The 17,073-nt window shown below is 64.1% G+C and carries 14 protein-coding genes; 9 read left to right on the forward strand and 5 right to left on the reverse strand.

Going from position 1 to position 17,073, the window contains the following annotated elements; genetic code table 11:
• Nucleotides 1-16: 16 nt before the first annotated feature.
• From NKI69_RS17400 to NKI69_RS17410, 3 genes are read right to left on the reverse strand one after another with little or no spacing between them, the layout of a single operon-like run.
• Nucleotides 17-1,324, reverse strand: coding sequence for an aspartate aminotransferase family protein (locus NKI69_RS17400; protein ID WP_352722177.1), 1,308 nt, complete (start codon nucleotides 1,322-1,324; stop codon nucleotides 17-19).
• A complete protein-coding gene (locus tag NKI69_RS17405) occupies nucleotides 1,325-2,383 on the reverse strand; it encodes a phosphotransferase (RefSeq protein ID WP_352722179.1) in 1,059 nt (352 codons plus the stop codon). It abuts the gene before it with no gap.
• Complete coding sequence (locus tag NKI69_RS17410) at nucleotides 2,380-3,675, reverse strand: ArgE/DapE family deacylase (protein WP_352673965.1); 1,296 nt, start codon at nucleotides 3,673-3,675, stop codon at nucleotides 2,380-2,382. The genes NKI69_RS17405 and NKI69_RS17410 overlap by 4 nt, the downstream gene beginning before the upstream one ends.
• A 168-nt stretch (nucleotides 3,676-3,843) precedes the next feature.
• Here NKI69_RS17410 and NKI69_RS17415 point away from each other — a divergent pair, with 168 nt between their 5' ends.
• From NKI69_RS17415 to NKI69_RS17450, 8 genes are all read left to right on the forward strand, one after another.
• Nucleotides 3,844-4,545, forward strand: coding sequence for a GNAT family N-acetyltransferase (locus tag NKI69_RS17415; RefSeq protein WP_352722181.1), 702 nt, complete (start codon nucleotides 3,844-3,846; stop codon nucleotides 4,543-4,545).
• Nucleotides 4,542-7,268, forward strand: a complete 2,727-nt coding sequence (locus NKI69_RS17420; RefSeq protein WP_352554887.1) for a winged helix-turn-helix domain-containing protein — start codon at nucleotides 4,542-4,544, stop codon at nucleotides 7,266-7,268. The genes NKI69_RS17415 and NKI69_RS17420 overlap by 4 nt, the downstream gene beginning before the upstream one ends.
• Nucleotides 7,269-7,351: 83 nt before the next feature.
• A complete protein-coding gene (locus NKI69_RS17425; RefSeq protein WP_023808834.1) occupies nucleotides 7,352-8,473 on the forward strand; it encodes a histone deacetylase-like amidohydrolase in 1,122 nt (373 codons plus the stop codon).
• Nucleotides 8,474-8,477: 4 nt separating this feature from the next.
• Nucleotides 8,478-9,335 (forward strand): urea ABC transporter permease subunit UrtB, encoded by an 858-nt coding sequence (gene urtB, locus NKI69_RS17430; protein WP_352689192.1) that lies wholly within the window; start codon nucleotides 8,478-8,480, stop codon nucleotides 9,333-9,335.
• Complete coding sequence (locus NKI69_RS17435) at nucleotides 9,332-10,318, forward strand: branched-chain amino acid ABC transporter permease (protein ID WP_023808836.1); 987 nt, start codon at nucleotides 9,332-9,334, stop codon at nucleotides 10,316-10,318. The genes urtB and NKI69_RS17435 overlap by 4 nt, the downstream gene beginning before the upstream one ends.
• The gene (locus NKI69_RS17440) at nucleotides 10,315-11,019 is read left to right on the forward strand and encodes an ATP-binding cassette domain-containing protein (RefSeq protein WP_023808837.1); all 705 of its coding nucleotides are present in this window, start codon (nucleotides 10,315-10,317) and stop codon (nucleotides 11,017-11,019) included. Before NKI69_RS17435 ends, NKI69_RS17440 begins: the two co-directional genes overlap by 4 nt.
• Before the next feature lie 2 nt (nucleotides 11,020-11,021).
• Nucleotides 11,022-11,723: an ABC transporter ATP-binding protein gene (locus tag NKI69_RS17445; RefSeq protein ID WP_023808838.1), complete on the forward strand. Its 702-nt coding sequence runs from the start codon at nucleotides 11,022-11,024 to the stop codon at nucleotides 11,721-11,723.
• A 42-nt stretch (nucleotides 11,724-11,765) separates the two neighbouring features.
• Entirely contained in the window at nucleotides 11,766-12,935 is a 1,170-nt protein-coding gene (locus tag NKI69_RS17450) for a substrate-binding protein (RefSeq protein WP_023808839.1), read from the forward strand.
• Between the two features lie 44 nt (nucleotides 12,936-12,979).
• Here the strand turns inward: NKI69_RS17450 and NKI69_RS17455 are convergent, their stop codons facing one another.
• Entirely contained in the window at nucleotides 12,980-14,626 is a 1,647-nt protein-coding gene (locus NKI69_RS17455; protein WP_352609317.1) for an acetolactate synthase large subunit, read from the reverse strand.
• An 86-nt stretch (nucleotides 14,627-14,712) separates the two neighbouring features.
• Nucleotides 14,713-16,050, reverse strand: a complete 1,338-nt coding sequence (locus NKI69_RS17460) for an aromatic ring-hydroxylating oxygenase subunit alpha (RefSeq protein ID WP_023808841.1) — start codon at nucleotides 16,048-16,050, stop codon at nucleotides 14,713-14,715.
• Between the two features lie 128 nt (nucleotides 16,051-16,178).
• Between NKI69_RS17460 and NKI69_RS17465 the strand changes: the two genes are divergently transcribed.
• Nucleotides 16,179-17,072 (forward strand): LysR family transcriptional regulator, encoded by an 894-nt coding sequence (locus NKI69_RS17465; RefSeq protein ID WP_023808842.1) that lies wholly within the window; start codon nucleotides 16,179-16,181, stop codon nucleotides 17,070-17,072.
• The last annotated feature ends 1 nt before the right edge of the window (nucleotide 17,073 follow it).

A 17,073-nucleotide genomic window follows, 5' to 3' on the forward strand; every position in this document is an offset into this window, starting at 1 on the left:
GCGCGGCCCGCCCCGATCACCAGTTCGACAGGGCGCGATCGAGCGTCTCGGCCAGTTGCTCGGCATTGTCCCTGGCAAAGGGCAGTGGTGGCCTGATCTTCAGCACATTGCCGCGCGGGCCGCAGGACGAGATCAGCACGCCGTCCTCGCGCATGGTTTCGACGACCGCCGATGTCTTGGTGGCGGCCAGCGCCTCGTCACCGTCCGCCGTCAGCTCGACGCCGAAATAGAGGCCGTTGTGCCTGATATCGGCGACCGCGCCATGCCGGCTATGCAGGGCGCGCAGCAGTTCACTCGTATAGGCGCCGACGTTGCGTGCATTCTCGATCAAACCTTCGCCCTCGATCACCTCAAGCACGGCGAGGCCGACGGCGGCCGCGACGGGATTACCGCCGAAAGTGTTGAAATAACCGGTGTTCGAGCCGAACGAGGCGACAAGCTGCGGCCGCACCAGCACCGCACCCATCGGATGCCCGTCGCCGATCGGCTTGCCCATCGTGACGATGTCCGGCTCGATGCCATAATTGGCGAAGCCCCACATGCCCTGGCCGAGCCGGCCGAAGCCAGACTGGACCTCATCGGCAATGACGATGCCGCCGGCCTTTTTTACATTGTCGGCCGCCTCGCGCATTACCGCCGCATCCGGAAAGAAGATGCCGTCGCTGGAAAAGGCCGAGTCGAGGAGCAGCGCCGCCGGCCGGACATTTCTTGCGCCCATGTCCTCAATGGCTGCTGCGACATTTTTCGCAAAATCATTCGCGGCCCGGCCATGGTCGCGGAACGTGTCCGGCGCCGTCACGGTGCGGTGCTGCGCGGGCACGCCCTTTGCCCCGACCGCCGCCGGCGACAGCTGCGCCGTCGCGATGGTGGCGCCGTGATAGGCGAAGTCGGTGATGATCACCCCGGTGCCGCCGCTGGAATGCTGGGCGATGCGGATGGCGAGGTCGTTGGCCTCGCTGCCGGTACAGGTGAACATGGCGTGACCGAGATGGGCCGGGACGGTGCCGAGGAGTTTTTCCGCGTAATCGAGGATGATTTCGCTGAGATAGCGTGTGTGGGTGTTGAGCGTGGCGGCCTGCCCCGACAGCGCCTCGACGACACGCGGATGGCAGTGGCCGACCGAGGCGACGTTGTTGTAGGCGTCGAGGAACTTGCGGCCCTGCGCATCGTAGAGCCACACACCGCTGCCATGCACAAGATGGATGGGGTTGCGATAGAAGGCGCGGTAGGTCGGCCCGAGCAGCCTGGCGCGGCGTTCGAGCAGCGCGCGCTCCGATGCCGCGTCGGCATTTGCAGGGTATAGCGAGGATTGGGACACGAGCATCTACTCCGGATTGGAATGGTCGAGAAAATAGCGGCGGGCATCAGCGGACGACAGGCCGTCCAGCCGTTCGAGTGAGGCCCAGACTTCGGTGGCGAGGCGCAGCACATAGTCGCGCTTGGCCGGGAAGCGCTCGGCCTGCCAGCTGGCGATGTTGACGATGAGCGCAAGGCGGGCACGGATCAGATCGAAGAGAATGCCGATCTCTTCCTCCTCGAGCGGCTGCACGGACTGATAGCCGGCGACAAAGCGCGCGGCCGGCGCCAGCGGATGGCCTTGTGCCGGCCAGCGATAGACGGCGCCGATGGCGAGGTCGCAGATCAGCGGCGAATGGATCATGTCGCCGAAATCGAGGATGCCGCTGACGATCTCCGGCCGCGAGGCGTCCATCACCACATTGTAGGAGTTCATGTCGTTGTGGACGATCTGGGCGCGCAGTTTCGGGATGACCGGCGCCGCGTGCTGCTCGAAGGAGTCGATCGCACGCTCGACCATCGCCCGCCGGCCGGGATCGGTGATATGCGTCATCATCGGCCGCGTCTCGGCCACCTTGCGGATATCCCAAAGCAGGTCACTGCCGGCGGCCGGATGGAAGAAGCCGCGCAGCGCCCGGCCAAGGCGGGCGAGGAAGATGCCGAGATTGCGATCTTGCGCCTCTGAAGTCGGCGAGCGCGACAGCAGCTGACCGGGCAGATAAGTCACCAGCCGGACGATGCGCGGTGCCGATCCACCAACACTGGCCGTAAATTGCGCTTCGCCCTCAAGGCTTTTGCGCACCGCGGGAACCGGCAAGGTGGGGTCGACTGCAAGGATGTGGTCGAGCGCCTTGTTCTGAAAATCGGTGAAGCCGGCCTCTTCCGCCGGATGGGAGATCTTTAGAACGAACTCACGCTCGCCGTCGGCCTGGATGTGGAAATTGTGGTCGCGTTCGCTAGGCAGCGGACGCGCGGTGCCGGTCAGCCCGTAGTGCCGGCGCAGGATGGCAAGCGCGTCGGTCGTCGAGACATGGGGCGCGTCCTCGGCGAGCGTTTCGCCGAAAGCATCGGGGACGGCTGCATTCATGGCTTGGCCTCGATAGGTTCGAGGCCGCACCAGTCGGCGATGAACAGCGCGATCGTCTGGGTGACCTTGCGCACCGAGTCGAGATCGACGGCCTCGTCATAGCCATGCGGCATGCGGCAGATCGGGCCGTAGACGATCGCCGGCGTGTCAGCATAGAGGCCGAAGAAGCGCGCATCAGTGGTCGCCGAGGTGACGTGCTCCGTCAGCGGCTCGCCCCACACGGCGGTGTGGCTGCGGCGCAGCACGGCTTCCATCTCGTCGGCGCCTTCCAGCACATAGCCCTCGGCCATGAAGCCGTTGTAGGTCATCATCGGTGGACGATTGGCCAGGAACGGATCGGCACGCGCCGCTTCGGCGATACAGGCCTCAAGCTCGGCCCTAGCGTCCTCGAGCTTCTGGCCGGGATAGGTAGCGACCCGCATCTCGAAGACACATCGCGCCGGAACGCTCGATGTCCATTCGCCGCCTTCGATCTTGCCGAGATTGAAGCGGATCGGGTGCGGGTGATCGTGAAAATGCCTGTCGTCGACCTTGCGCGCGTTCCAGACGATTTCGAGCTGCTTCAGCGCCTGGATGATGACGAACGCCTTTTCGATGGCATTGGCCCCGGCCGAGAATGCACCCGACGCATGCTGCGGATCGCCGTCGACCTCGACCCGGAACCAGATCGGCCCGACCTGCGCCCGCATCAGTCTCGGCTCCAGCGGTTCGGGAATGAAAGCGGCGTCGGCGCGGTAGCCACGCTGCAGGCAGGCGAGCGCGCCATTGCCGGTGCATTCTTCCTCGACCACCGACTGGAGATACACGTTCGCGGCAGGCTGATAGCCAAGGCTGCGCAATGCGGCCAGCGCATAGAGGCAGGCGGACAGGCCGGCCTTCATGTCGCCGGCGCCGCGGCCATGCATCCAGCCGTCCTGGACCACCGGATCGTAGGGATCGCGCACCCAGCGGTCGAGCGGTCCGGTCGGAACGACATCGATATGGCCGTTGAGGATCAGCGAGCGGCCGGTCGCGTTTCGCGGCGTATGCGTGGCAACGACATTGAAGGCGTCGTCATAAGAAACTGCCACGGGTGAAAAACCCGGCAGGTCGCGAATCGCATCGACATCGACGCGCCACATGTCGACGGCATAGCCGTCAGCCTCAAAGGCAGCCGCCATGAACGATTGTGCGGCATGTTCCTCACCACGCTGCGAAGGAAAACGCACGAGGTCTTGCAGAAACGCTACCTGCCGCGCGAAGCCGCCATCGACCGCGCTGAGAATGGCCTCGTCCGCAATCCGCTCAGGCATTATGTTTCACTTTCATCTGAATGGTGTATCATATCTCATATGCCATTTCTGTGAAATGCAAGTGGCATACGCGCCAAACTTTCAGTCCAGGACTTGCCGTTCAATGCTGCCATGGTCTGGGGAGTTGGCATCGGATGCAGCAAGCCGATACTGCTATCTCTGGAAGACATGACGAGGAATGCGTTGATCACCGAAGACACGATGCCGGCCGAAATCACCGATCTCGCCATTGGCTACCATCGCCTGCCGGCGGGCAAGCTTGCCAATGCGGTGACGTGGATGGAGGCGCGCTCGCCGCAGCCCGATCTCGCGCACCCCTTGGCCATGACACGGATCACGACCCCCGACTGCGCTTCCTACCGGGCGATTTTCCTAGAGATCGGCGCGCCCTGGCTTTGGGACCGTGTTTCCGAAATGTCCGATGCCGAAATCACCGAGCATTTCGCCGACCCGCGCCAGCATCTCTACTACGGCCATGACGAGACCGGCGCGCATCTCGGTATGGTCGAATTCTTCGTCGCCGACAGCAGCGAGATCGAGATCACCTATTTTGGCCTGTTCCCGTCCCTGACCGGCAGGGGTTTCGGCAAACGGCTGATGGCCGGGGCACTGGACCTCGCATGGCGTCTCAACCCGAGCCGCATCTGGCTGCATACAAGCAGCTTCGATCATCACAGTGTCATCGGGTTCTACAGTGCCTGCGGGTTCGTCCCCTTCGCGACCGGATTTGAGATCATCGACGATCCCCGGATCAAGGGAACCTTGCCGCGCGATGCCGCACCGCAGATTCCGCTGATCGAAACGGAGTGGAGCAATGGCAAGGGAGCCGCGCTTTCCCGGAAAAGCGGCAGGTTGCACGGACCTAGATGAGAACAGCTCCGCAATCCGTCAGCCAAGCGTCGCCGCACCATCGCCGATGGGTGCGCCGCGAGACCATCCTGTCGACGCTGGAGCGCCACATCGACACGCGGATCGTGCTGTTCGCCGCGCCCGCCGGCTTCGGCAAATCGACGACAATGGCGCAATGGGCCACGGAGGTCGCGCGCCACGGTCGGCTGACCGCATGGCTATCCTGCGAGGCAACCGACAATGACGAGGGCGCCTTCCTGTCGCATCTGGTGGGCGCGCTCCGCCATCTCGTCCAGAGCCCAGCGGAACTCGACCTTGCCTTCCAGTCCAGCCCGATCCCCCAGCTCGATGTCATGCTCGCGGCACTGGTCACGGGCCTTGCAGCGCGCGAAGCTGACATCACGCTGTTCTTCGACGACTACCACGCTGTCGAGGCGACGGCGGTGAAGCGGTTCATGGAGCGCCTGACCCGGCAGGCGCCGGCAAACGTCGCCTTCGTCATCGGCTCGCGCAGCCTGCCCGATCTGCAACTCGGCAAGCTCAGGGTGCTGGGCGACATCTTCGAAATCGGCCCCGACGATCTGCGTTTCGCCTCGTCCGAGGCCGAGGCTTTCTTCAACGAGAAGCTGGGCCTGAGCGTCAGCAGCGGCACAGTGGAGACCTTGTGCTCGCGTACCGAAGGATGGGCCGCCGGCCTGCAGCTCGCCTCGCTCTCGCTGAGTGCCGCACACGCACCCGAAACCGTCATCGGCAATTTTACCGGCGCCAACCGCAACGTCGCCGACTTCCTGATGGGCGAAGTGTTTCTGGAGCTGCCGCCGGCAATCGCAAAATTCCTGCTCTACAGTTCGATCTTCGAACGCTTCAGCGCCGAAGCCTGCCGGGCGGTGATGCGCGCGGCGGATGCCGAGGCGGCGATTACCGAGATCGAGACGCGCAACCTGTTCCTGGTGCCGCTCGATGAAGAGCGACGCTGGTTCCGCTACCATCATCTGTTCCGCGATTTCCTCAGCCGCGAAATGGAACGGCGCGAACCGGAGATGATCGCGCCGCTGCATCTGGCGGCCGCCGAATGGTTCGGCGAACGCAAGATGCTGACCGAGGCGATCGGGTACGCGCTGGCCGCCGGCGACCAGGCACGCGCGGCGGTATTCGTCGAAAACAACGCGCTCGACCTCATCGCCCAGTGCCAGCTTCTCTACGTGCGCCAGCTGCTCGCGCTGCTGCCTAGGAAACTGATCGACCAGCGCATCCGGCTGCAACTGGTGGTGCTTTGGCTGGCGGTGCACAGCAGCCAACCCGAGATTGCCCAGCAGACGCTGAGCAATGCGCGCAAGCTGGTCGAGACCGGACCGACTGACAGCAATGACCCAGGCACCATGACCGGCACAACGATCGAGGCCGAACTGGTGGTTCTCGCCGCTGCCGTCCACAGCACGCTGGAGCAGTTCGATCAGGCGCGCGACACAGCACTTGCGGCCCTGCGCGTCATCTCACCCGATGCCTGGTTCATGGAAGGCGCGACCGCCAATGTCATCGGCTACAACCTCTATGCGCTGGGTGACCTCGAAGGTGCCCGCGCCGCGATCGATGCGGCGCGACGGGCGCATGAGCGAAGCGGCAGCCTGCTCGGCGTCACCATTGCCAATTGCTACATGGCCGTTGTCGAGCGTTCGGCGGGCCGCTTGCCCGCCGCCGAGCGGCTGCTGCGCAACGCCATCATCGAGGCCAGGGCGCGGATCGGTGCTAATTCCTATGCCGAGGCCTTGGCCGGAACGCTGCTAGCCGAGCTCGCCTACGAGACCAATGCGTCGGGCGAAGCGCTGACCCTGGTCGAGAATCTCGGCCCGCAGATCGAGGGCGCGGCGGTCATCGTCTATCCCCTTGCCAGCGTGCCGACCTATGCCCGTGTGCTGCAGCTGACCGGTCGCACCGAAGCCGCACTGGACATGCTGGAGCGCGTCTATCAACGCGTGCGCGGCACGGTGTATCGCCGCCTGGCATCGATGATCATGCATGACCGCGTACGTGTGCTGCTCGACCAGAACCGCAATGCCGAGGCGCGCGCGCTGCTGGCCGAGCATCGCGGCGAAGAGACCGAGACTTCGACGGTCATCACCACCGCAAACGAGTTCGAGTTCTTTGCCGAGGGCCGTTTGCTGACGGCGGAAAAATCCTATGCCGATGCAGCGGGGGTTTTCGACGCGCTTCTGGAGCGCACGAGAACCAGCGGGCGCATGCGTCGCCATATATTGGCGCTGATCCTGCGAGCCAAAGCGGCCAGCGCTGCCCACGACCAACGCGAGGCAGACCGCAATCTCCTCGATGCGTTGCGTCTCGCCCAACCTTCCGGCTTCATCCGTTCCTTCGTCGACGAGGGAAGGTCTGTCGTCGAAGGGTTGATGCGGCTGCGTGCTGCCCAGGCGAAGACCGACCCCGCGCTGTCAGCCTATGCCACGCGCATCATCGATGCAGCGCAGGCGATGCCCGTGGCGGCGCGCAAGCTGGCCGCACCAGCCGCTGAGAAGGAACAGCTCACCCAGCGCGAGGCCGAACTGCTGCGCTATCTCACTGAGGGCATGTCCAATCGCGATATCGCCTTGGCGCTGTCGGTGAGCGAAACCACGGTGAAATGGCACCTGAAGAACATTTTCGGCAAGCTTGCGGTATCCAACCGGGTGCAGGCGGTGCGCGCCGCGCAAGGGTCAGCAGGCGCCTATACCCCTCCGAAAGGAGGGGCATAGATACAGGCGCAGGCCCCTCTTTCGGGTCGGGCCACATGATCGTTAGCCTGCTAGCGTCACCTGGTTTTTAGAGGACGCTGCGAATGGCGACAGGCTACGTTTTTCACGAACAGCTGATGTGGCATGACACCGGCTCCAGCGCCGACATGATGCCTCCCGGCCGTTTCGTGGAACCCGGCCGCCATCTGGAATCCCCTGGCTCGAAGCGGCGGCTGAACAACCTCATCCAGGTCAGCGGCCTGTCGCGCCATCTCGTCCCGATTATCCCCGAGCCGGTCTCGGTCGAGGACCTGTTGCGCGTCCACACGCAACGTCACGTTGACGACATCAGGATGCTCAGCGAGCGCGGCTCCGGTTTCGCCGGGCCGCAGGCGCCAATCGGCCTCAACAGCTTCGACATCGCGCTGCTGTCTGCCGGCACCACCTATGCCGCGATGCGCGCCGTGCTGACCGGACGCGTCGACAATGCCTATGCGCTGGCGCGGCCGCCGGGGCACCATGCCGAGCCTGATCAGGCGATGGGCAACTGCCTGTTCTCCAACATCGGCGTCGCTGTCCGCCGGCTGCAGCATGAAGGCCTGCTTGGCCGCGCCGCAGTGGTCGACTGGGATGTGCACCACGGCAACGGCACCGAGACGGTGTTCTATTCCGACCCGTCGGTGCTGACCATTTCCTTGCATCAGGACAATCTCTACCCGACCGGGCGCGGTGCGCTGGCCGACAACGGCAAAGATGCCGGCGAAGGCTACAACATAAACATACCGCTGCCGGCGGGCAGCGGCACCGGCGCCTATGAAGCGACTTTCGACCGTGTCGTCGCGCCGGCGCTGCGTGCCTACAGACCGGACCTCGTCATCGTCGCGTCCGGCTTCGATGCGTCCGGCTTTGATCCGCTCGGCCGCATGATGCTCAACAGCGAATGCTTCAGGCGGCTCGCCGCGCGCATGGTGGCGCTGGCCGCCGAAACTTCGCAAGGGCGCCTGATGATGACCCATGAGGGCGGCTACTCCGAGGGCTATGTGCCGTTCTGCGGCCATGCCGTCATCGAGACTCTGGCCAACCATCGCACCGAAGTGGTCGACCCGTTGTCGGAGCATATCGACGAATGGGCGGGGCAGGATCTGCAGTCGCATCAGGCCGCGGCGATCGATGCCGCCGAAGGCCTGCTCGCCGGCCTGCGCCAACGTCTCGCCAGTGCGGCCTGACGCGATGGATTTTCTCATCACCACGCTGCTCAATGCGCTGACGCTGATCAGTATCCTGATTCTGGTCGGGCTCGGGCTGGCGATCAGCTTCGGGCTGATGAACGTGACCAATTTGGCGCATGGCGAGTTCGTCACCGTCGGCGCTTTCGCGGTTTATTTCGTCCAGAGCGTGGGCGGCTCGTTCTGGCTGGGCCTGGCGGCGGCGCCCGTTGCCGGCGCGGTGGTCGGCTGTATCCTCGAATTCGCCATCATCCGCCATCTCTATTCCAGGCCGGTCTCGACCGTGCTTGCCACCTGGGGCGTCAGCCTGATCCTGCAGCAAGGGCTGGAACTGATCTTCGGGCTCGGCGCCAAGCCGGTGACGCCGCCGATCGAGGGCACGCTCGATCTTTTCTTTACCGTCTATCCGGCCTACCGGCTGATCCTGATCGGCATTGCCATGCTGACCTTGCTCGGCGTCATCCTGTTGATCAGCCGGACGCCCTTCGGTCTCGACATCCGCACCGTCATCCAGAACCGCGAGATGGCCGAAGGCGTCGGCATCAATACCCGGCGCACCTACGCCATCGCCTTCACCTTCGGCGCGGCAATCGCCGGCCTTGCCGGCGGACTGGTCGCACCGCTGGCAATCGTGCTGCCGCAGATGGGGGTGAACTATCTCGCCAACGCCTTCTTCGTCGTCATCGTCGGTGGTGTCGGCTCGATCGGCGGCCTTGTCGCCGGCAGCGTCTTCGTCGGCGGACTGACCAGCATCCTCAATTATCAGATTTCGCCGTCGCTGGCGCAGGCGATCGTGCTGCTGGCTGCCATCGTCGCTGTCCGTCTGCGGCCCAACGGCCTGTTCAACGGAGCGTCGCGATGATCGCCCGCGACCGCAACTGGCTGATGATCTTTGCCGTCTGCGTGGCGCTCGCGATCATCTATCCGTTCTTTGCCGGCGGCTATCAGTTGACGGTGATCCGCGACGCGCTGATCTTCGGCCTGTTCGCGGCGAGCCTCGACTTCTTCTGGGGCCGCACCGGAATCCTGTGTTTCGGCCACGCCGCCTTCTTCGGCATCGGCGGCTACATCATGGCGCTGGTTACGCTCAATGATGCCATCCCCTTCGGAAGCCTGCTTGGCATCATCGGTGCGGTGGCGGGTGCGGCCTTCGTCGCCGCCATCATCGGCTACTTCCTGTTCTTCGGCGGCATTCGTGGCAGCTATTTCACCATCGTCACGCTGGCCATGGGCGTCATCTGCCAGCAGGCCGCGGTTTCCTGGAGTTCGGTCACCGGCGGCGACAGCGGCCTGATCGGCATTCCGCCGATCGAGTTCGATCTTGGCGGCCTGCATGTCGATCTGAGCCAGGATCTGCCCTCCTATATCTTCGTCTCGGCTATCGTCGCCGTGACGGTGCTGGCGCTGTGGTCGATCAGCCGCGGCCGCTGGGGCACGGTGCTGACCGCAATCCAGGACAATGAAGTCCGGGCGGCCGCGCTCGGCCACAATGCGCCGTTGCGGCTGCTCGTTACTTTCGTCTTGTCGGCGGCGATCGCCGGACTTGCCGGCGCGCTCTATGTCTGCATGGCAGGACTGGTGGCGCCCGACCTGTCCGGACTGCTCCTGTCGACGGAGGTGATCGTCTGGGTGGCGGTCGGCGGGCGCGGCACGCTGCTTGGGCCAGTACTGGGCGCCATCTTCATTCAGCGCGCGCAGCAGACGATCAGCAGCTTCAACCCGAGCCTGTGGCCCCTTCTGCTCGGCTGTGTCTTCGTCATCATCGTCTTCGTCCTGCCGGATGGGATCCTGTCGATCTACGCGCGGCTGAAAGGCCTGTTCAAGGGCGGGAGGCGCGCGCAATGAGCGACATCCTGCTGCAGGCCGAGAACGTCGGTATCCGCTTTGGCGGGCTGCAGGCGCTGGAGGCTCTGAACCTCACGGTGCGCGACAAGGAACTCTGCTGCATCATCGGGCCGAACGGCGCTGGCAAGAGCACCTTCCTCAACGTGCTGACCGGCACGCTGCGTCCGACCAGCGGCAGCGTGCGCTTCCTCGGCCACGACATAGCCGGCTTGCCGCTGCATCGCATCGCCCGGCTCGGCATTGCCCGCAAGTTCCAGATCCCCTCTGTCTTCCCGAGCCTCTCGGTGGAGGATAATCTCAAGGTCGCGCGCTGGGGGGCGCCTTCGCCTGCGCGCCCGGTTGGCGAACTCTTGGAGTTGGTCGCACTGACCAACCGCGCCGCCACGTTGGCCGGCGAACTCGCGCATGGCCAGAAGCAATGGCTGGAGATCGGCATGGCGTTGGCGATAGAGCCGCGCCTGCTTTTGCTCGATGAACCCACTGCCGGCATGACGCCGCAGGAGACGCTGGCGACGGCGCAGATGCTGCTGCGACTCAAAGGTGAATTCTCGATCGTTGCCGTCGAGCACGACATCCGCTTCGTGCGGGCGCTGAACTGCGAGACGTTGGTGCTGCATCAGGGACGCCGGCTGCGCAGCGGTCCTTTCCATGACATCGAGACCGACGAGATGGTCCGCGATGTCTATCTGGGGAGGCGCTGATCATGCTGCGAACAATGGCGGTGTCGGCCGGCTACGGTCTGCTCCCCGTGCTGAACGGCATCGACCTCAGCGTCGCGCTGGGCGAAGTCGTGGGCTTGCTCGGCCGTAACGGCGCAGGCAAGACAACGCTGCTGCGCGTCATCTCCGGCGGCTTGCGGGCAAGCGGCGGGGCGGTGGTTCTCGGAGACAAGGATCTCACCAACGCGCCGGCTTTCCGCCGTGCGCGCGCAGGCATCGCGCATGTGCCGCAGGGGCGCGGGATCTTTAACCAGCTGACGGTGCGGCAAAACCTGGAGGTCGGCACCCGCGCTGCCAAGGACCGTGGCGACGGCGGCATTCCGGCCGACATCTTCGGCTATTTTCCAATCCTGCGCGAACGCGAAGCGCAGGTCGCCGGCACGCTTTCGGGCGGCCAGCAGCAAATGCTGGCGATCGGCCGCGCGCTCTGCGGCCTGCCCTCGGTGCTGCTGCTCGACGAGCCCTCGGAAGGCATCCAGCCGAACATCGTGCAGTCGATCGCCGAACTGGTGCCGCGCATCGCCCGCGAGCGCGGCATCGCGATCATTCTTGTCGAGCAGAATCTCGATCTCGTTCTCAAGGCATCGGACCGCTGCCTGGTGATGGAGAAGGGCAGGATCGTCCACGAAGGTGCGCCTGAGACCTTCGCCGACGAGACCCTGCTGAAGGACCTGTTGGCTTTGTAAGGCGTGCATGGGGCGCGCCTGGGACTGGAAGGGAACACAACAATGATAAGCAGAAGAACTGTCTTGAAATCGGGCGGCGCTGCCGCCGCCTTCGCCATAGTCGGCGCGCCGTCGATCCTGCGCGCCGCCGACACCGTCAAGGTCGGCCTGTCGATCCCGATCACCGGACTGCAGGCGATCCTCGGCGAGACGTTGCTCAATTGCTACAAGCTCGCCGCCGCCGAACTCAACGCCGCCAACGGCATTGGCGGGCGCCAGGTCGAACTCATCATCGAGGACAACCAGACCACGACCAAGGGCTCCATCGACAAGGCGCGCAAGCTCATCAACGAAGACAAGGTCGACGTGATCATGGGCACGATCATTTCGCCTGAGCGCAGCGCCACGCTGTCGGTCACCTCGAAGGCCAAGAAGCTGTTCTTCTACCCGACCAATTTCGAAGGCGGCGAATGCAACCGCTACTTCGTCGCCACCGGCCCGATCCCGATGCAGCAGGTCGACCCGATGATGCCATGGGTGGCAGAGAACCTCGGCAAGACGATCTATGTCATGGCTTCGGACTATGCCTGGCCGCAGAAGATGACCGAGGCGATCACGGCGGCCTACGAGAAGGCCGGCGGCAAGATCATCGGCGCCGATTACTATCCGTTCGGGACCACAGATTTCGGCCCGGCCTTCCAGAAGATCAAGTCGCTGAAGCCCGATGTCGTCTGGTCGATGGTGGTCGGCAACGACGCCGTCACCCAGCTCAAGCAGTATCGCAGCTTCGACATCAAGCAGCCGCTGATCGCCCCGCTCGACGAGGTCTTCAACAAGGACGCGCTGCCGCCCGGCGTTGCGGCCGGCACCTATGCGCCGCAGCCCTACTGGATGGCGCTGGACAATCCGGTCAACAAAAAGTTCATCTCCAGCTTCCGTGAGAAATTCGGCCAGGAGAAGATGGTCAACGGCATCGGGGAGGCCGGCTACAACGGCCTGCATCTCTACGCGCTGGCCGCGGAGAAGGCGGGATCGCTGAAGGACGACGATGTATTGGCCGCGCTGCCGTCGATCGAGTTCGACGCACCGCAAGGCAAGATCCGCGTCGACGCCACCAACAACCACACACTCTGCCATTCCTATGTAGGCAAGGCGGCGGCCGACGGCATCGGCTACGAGATCGCTAAGGATTTCGGCACCATCGCGCCGGTAACGCCTTACTGCAAGGTGTAGGGTCTTCCGCCCAAGCAATCCTGACGGCGGCTTTGTCGCTGCCGTCAGGGCGTCTGCGGCGCAGGCAGACGCTCGCGCAATTCGTCGACGAGCACCCTGGTGTTTTCGGAATAGTCGATAGGCACAACGACGAGATGCACGCCGCCGCCGGTGAAGGCCTGTTCCAGCGCCGGCCGCAAGTCGGCGATCTCTGCAACCCTGGTTCCCTTGGCGCCATAAGCCTCGGCATACTTGACGAAATCGGGATTTCCGAAGGTCATGCCGAAATCCGGAAATTCGTCAACCGCCTGCTTCCAGCGGATCATGCCATAGGCATGGTCCTCGAGCAGCAGGACGACGAGGTTGAGCTTGAGCCTGACGGCGGTCTCCAATTCCTGGCTGTTCATCATGAAGCCGCCATCGCCGCAGATGGCCATGACACGGCGCTGCGGATAGAGCAGTGCCGCCATCATCGCCGACGGCAAGCCCGCGCCCATGGTGGCCAGCGCATTGTCGAGCAGGATCGTGTTTGCCATGCGCGTCCGGTAGTTGCGCGCGAACCAGATCTTGTACATGCCGTTGTCGAGGGCGAGGATCCCGTCGGCCGGCATCACGGCGCGCACGTCGTGCACGATGCGCTGCGGCGTGAAGCGATCTTCGGTGGCCCGCGCGGCGATCCGGCTCAGAATGCCTTCCCGCAGCGGCAGCAGGGCCTGCGCGTTGGGGATCTTGCCCTCGATGCGGTCGGCCAGCAGCGCCAGCGAAGGGCCGAGGTCGCCGACGATTTCGGCTTGCGGGAAATAGACCTGCTCGACATCGGCTGATTGGTAGCCGACATGAATGACCTTCGGCCCCTTCGCCCCCATGATGAAGGGCGGCTTCTCCACGGTGTCGTGACCGATGGTGATGATCAGATCGGCCTGCTCGATGGCCTCGTGCACGTAGTCGCGCTCCGAAAGGGCTGCCGTTCCCATATAGAGCTCCGTGCCGCCAGGCACGGTGCCCTTGCCCATCTGCGTGGTGAAATAGGGAATTTGCGTCCGCAGCACGAACTGCGCGACATCGGGGGTCACGCGCGGTCGCGACGCCGCCGCGCCGAACATCAGCAGCGGGCGCCTGGCTTCCAGGATCATACGGGCGGCGCGATCAAGCGCGCCTGGACTGGCCAGCGGCAGTTCGACCGGGTGCGTCGGCACCAGCGCGATCGGTTCGCACTCGGCCGCCGCAATGTCTTCCGGCAGTTCCAGATGCACGGGGCCGGGACGCTCTTCCTGGGCGACACGGAAAGCTTCGCGCACCAGCGAGGGGATCATCTTCGGCGAGACGATCTGGCGCGACAGCTTGGTCAGCGGCTTCATCGCCGCGACGATGTCGACGATCTGGAAGCGCGCCTGCCGGGATGACAGGATGCCCTTCTGGCCGGTGATCATGATCATCGGCATCGCGCCGAGCAGCGCATAGGCCGAACCGGTCGAAAGATTGAGCGCGCCTGGGCCAAGGGTGGTGATGCACACACCCGGCTTGCCGGTGAGCCTGCCATAGGTGGCGGCCATGAAGGCCGCTGCCTGCTCGTGGCGGGTCAGGATCAGCTGGATCGAGGAGCGGCGGATGGATTCGACGATATCGAGATTTTCTTCGCCCGGAATGCCGAAAATCCGTTCGACCCCTTCGTTCTCGAGGGCCGCGACGAACAGATCCGAACCTTTGGTCATAAACTGTCTCTCCCGCAACATTCCGTCGGCCCCCCTTCATATGGCATCGGAATGCGACGCCTCAAAGAGGCATCTTCGGCCGCGGGTCAGAGGCGCGTGTTGCAACTCGCCGCTTTCGGCGAAGCGAAAAGTTCCTTCGGCGCAGACCATTGGCTGACGGTCGCGCCGCGCGTGCCGGTGATCAGCGAGCGCAGTTCCGACAGATAGGTCTGCACGAAGAACGAGGTCTGGCTTTCCAGCGGCGTATAGGGCCCCGGCCGGTAGGCGCGCGACATGATGCCGTCGGCATTGTCTTCGGTGATCTTCTTGTCCTGCACCGTGGTGATGTCCCACATCCAGCTGATCGCATCGGCGTCGACGTCGTTATCGGCATCCTTGTCGACGAGCCAAGTCAGGATGACGTCTGTTTCCATGGCGTTGCGCGGTATCATCTGGAACAGCGTGACATAGTCATTGGCAGCACTTGCAAACGACAGGCGTCCGAGGCGAAAGCCGCTTTCGCCGCCATCATAGGCACGACGACCACCCATCAGGCACGAGACCCCCTCGCCCGTATTGGACAGCGTGTTACGGCCGGAGCCGATCGGCTTGCGGTGCATGGCGAACGGCATCGTGTCCAGGTCGCCAGCCTGCCACGCGCCCTTGTGGAACTCGGCATCGCCGATGACGCTGTGCCAGGCCTCGATTTCGTTCTGCCACTCGACCGCCTTGTCGGCATCGCGGGTCGCGGTCACTTTGACATGACCGTTGACGCGGTAATATTCGGGGTGAGCCGGACGGCAGTGATAGCATTCAAGGAAGTTCTCGAGCACCAGCTTCCAGTTCGCCTTGGTCAGGTAATTCCTGCGCGCAACGATGCGTGCGCGGTCGAGGCCGTTCTCGCGCAAGCCACCGGTCAGCCCGTCCGCGACAGGCTGGATGTCGGGCAACGACTTGGCATCGAGGCCGCAGAATACCAGGCCGCCGAAACTCTTGCAGGGCACCCGGTGCAGGCCGAGCGTTTCCGGATCGGCGCTTGTAGGAAGGTCCTGCCGCGACTGCAATTTGCCGGTCAGCCTGAACGACCAGGCATGATATGGGCAGACCAGAAGCTTGCCGCGACCATCCTTGGCGCAGAGCCGCGAGCCGCGATGGGTGCAGACATTGTAGTAGGCCGCGATGTCCTCCTCGCCATCGCCGAAGCGCACGACGATGATCTCTTCGTCGAACAGCTGGCGCACGATGTAGCGGCCCTTTTCAGGGACCTCGCTGGCATGGGCGACAAGCATCCATTGGCGCGGAAACCACAAGTCACGTTCCAGCGCGAAGATCGTAGGGTCGGCATAAAAGGCCTGTTCCAGCGACCAGTCCGGACGTTGCCGGTCGATCAGCCTGACGGTCTCGCTTCTGTCGATAGGCTGGCTGTTCGGTGTATAGGCCTGCACTGCAACACCTTTCTGCTCGCTGGCGTTAGGATGACGTTTCGATAGGAATGTGCGATGCGGAAAGGCTTGCGGCAAACACAGAAATGATAGACCTTCATATCGAAAAGGCATGAAGGCAGGTTTGGATTGTGAAAACCCTCAAGACATCGCTTCCCCTGCTGAACGCCATGGTCGTCTTCGAGGCTGCCGCCAGGCATGGCGGGCTGACGTTGGCCGCTCAGGAGCTGAACATCGCCCAATCGGCGGTCAGCAGGCACGTCGCCAATCTCGAGCGCCAGCTGTCGGTCGAGCTGTTCGCGCGCAAAGGCAACCGCGTCGCCGTCACCGGGGCCGGCAACACGCTAGCCGAAGCGATCCGCGAGGGTCTCGGCACCATCAGGCAAGCGGTCGAGGATTTGACCGCGCACGACAGCGATACATTCGTGGTCGGCTGCAGCCACGACTTCGCGCAGGCATGGCTGATGCCGCGCTTCGGCCTCATCACATCGCAGGTTGCCGATGGCCGGGTGCTGTTGCAGACATCCACCGACTACAGGGATTTCGACCAGCCTGAAGTGGCGCTGTCGATCCGCTTCGGCGAAGCCGGGCAATGGTCCGAATTCGTGACCGAAAAACTGCTCGACGGTGAATGGTTCCCGGTCTGCGCACCGGCGTTCCTGGCGCGTTATCCGGCGCTCGCCTCGGAAGACCCAGAGGCTTTCATAGCAGTGCCGCTGCTGCATCAGGTGACGCCGCCGGGCGCGATCGACAGCTGGCAATCGTGGATCGGAACCGACCGGAAACTCGATGGACCTCGGTTCACGGGCTACATATCGATGATCCACGAAACCATCGCCGGGCGCGGCGCCGCGCTCGCCTGGGCCGGGTTTGCCGACGAGCATCTGCGCCGCGGCCAGCTCGTCCGGCTGACGAAGACCTCGCGTCGTCACGCCGGCTCCTTCCACATCGTCACGAGGAAGAATGCCGGCCCGGTGGTCAGGGCGGTGGCGCAGGCGCTGCTCGGCAGCGTCGACGACTGCTGAC

Source organism: Mesorhizobium sp. M0491 (genome assembly GCF_040321265.1).
GTDB lineage: Bacteria > Pseudomonadota > Alphaproteobacteria > Rhizobiales > Rhizobiaceae > Mesorhizobium.

What these genes read in the sequence shown, in the direction of transcription:
- NKI69_RS17440 (WP_023808837.1), top strand. Translation starts at nt 10,315, where the DNA reads ATGAGCGACATCCTGCTGCAGGCCGAGAACGTCGGTATCCGCTTTGGC.
- NKI69_RS17435 (WP_023808836.1), top strand. Translation starts at nt 9,332, where the DNA reads ATGATCGCCCGCGACCGCAACTGGCTGATGATCTTTGCCGTCTGCGTG.
- NKI69_RS17405 (WP_352722179.1), bottom strand. Translation starts at nt 2,383, where the DNA reads ATGAATGCAGCCGTCCCCGATGCTTTCGGCGAAACGCTCGCCGAGGAC.
- NKI69_RS17445 (WP_023808838.1), top strand. Translation starts at nt 11,022, where the DNA reads ATGCTGCGAACAATGGCGGTGTCGGCCGGCTACGGTCTGCTCCCCGTG.
- NKI69_RS17450 (WP_023808839.1), top strand. Translation starts at nt 11,766, where the DNA reads ATGATAAGCAGAAGAACTGTCTTGAAATCGGGCGGCGCTGCCGCCGCC.
- NKI69_RS17455 (WP_352609317.1), bottom strand. Translation starts at nt 14,626, where the DNA reads ATGACCAAAGGTTCGGATCTGTTCGTCGCGGCCCTCGAGAACGAAGGG.
- NKI69_RS17415 (WP_352722181.1), top strand. Translation starts at nt 3,844, where the DNA reads ATGACGAGGAATGCGTTGATCACCGAAGACACGATGCCGGCCGAAATC.
- NKI69_RS17425 (WP_023808834.1), top strand. Translation starts at nt 7,352, where the DNA reads ATGGCGACAGGCTACGTTTTTCACGAACAGCTGATGTGGCATGACACC.
- NKI69_RS17410 (WP_352673965.1), bottom strand. Translation starts at nt 3,675, where the DNA reads ATGCCTGAGCGGATTGCGGACGAGGCCATTCTCAGCGCGGTCGATGGC.
- urtB (WP_352689192.1), top strand. Translation starts at nt 8,478, where the DNA reads ATGGATTTTCTCATCACCACGCTGCTCAATGCGCTGACGCTGATCAGT.
- NKI69_RS17420 (WP_352554887.1), top strand. Translation starts at nt 4,542, where the DNA reads ATGAGAACAGCTCCGCAATCCGTCAGCCAAGCGTCGCCGCACCATCGC.
- NKI69_RS17400 (WP_352722177.1), bottom strand. Translation starts at nt 1,324, where the DNA reads ATGCTCGTGTCCCAATCCTCGCTATACCCTGCAAATGCCGACGCGGCA.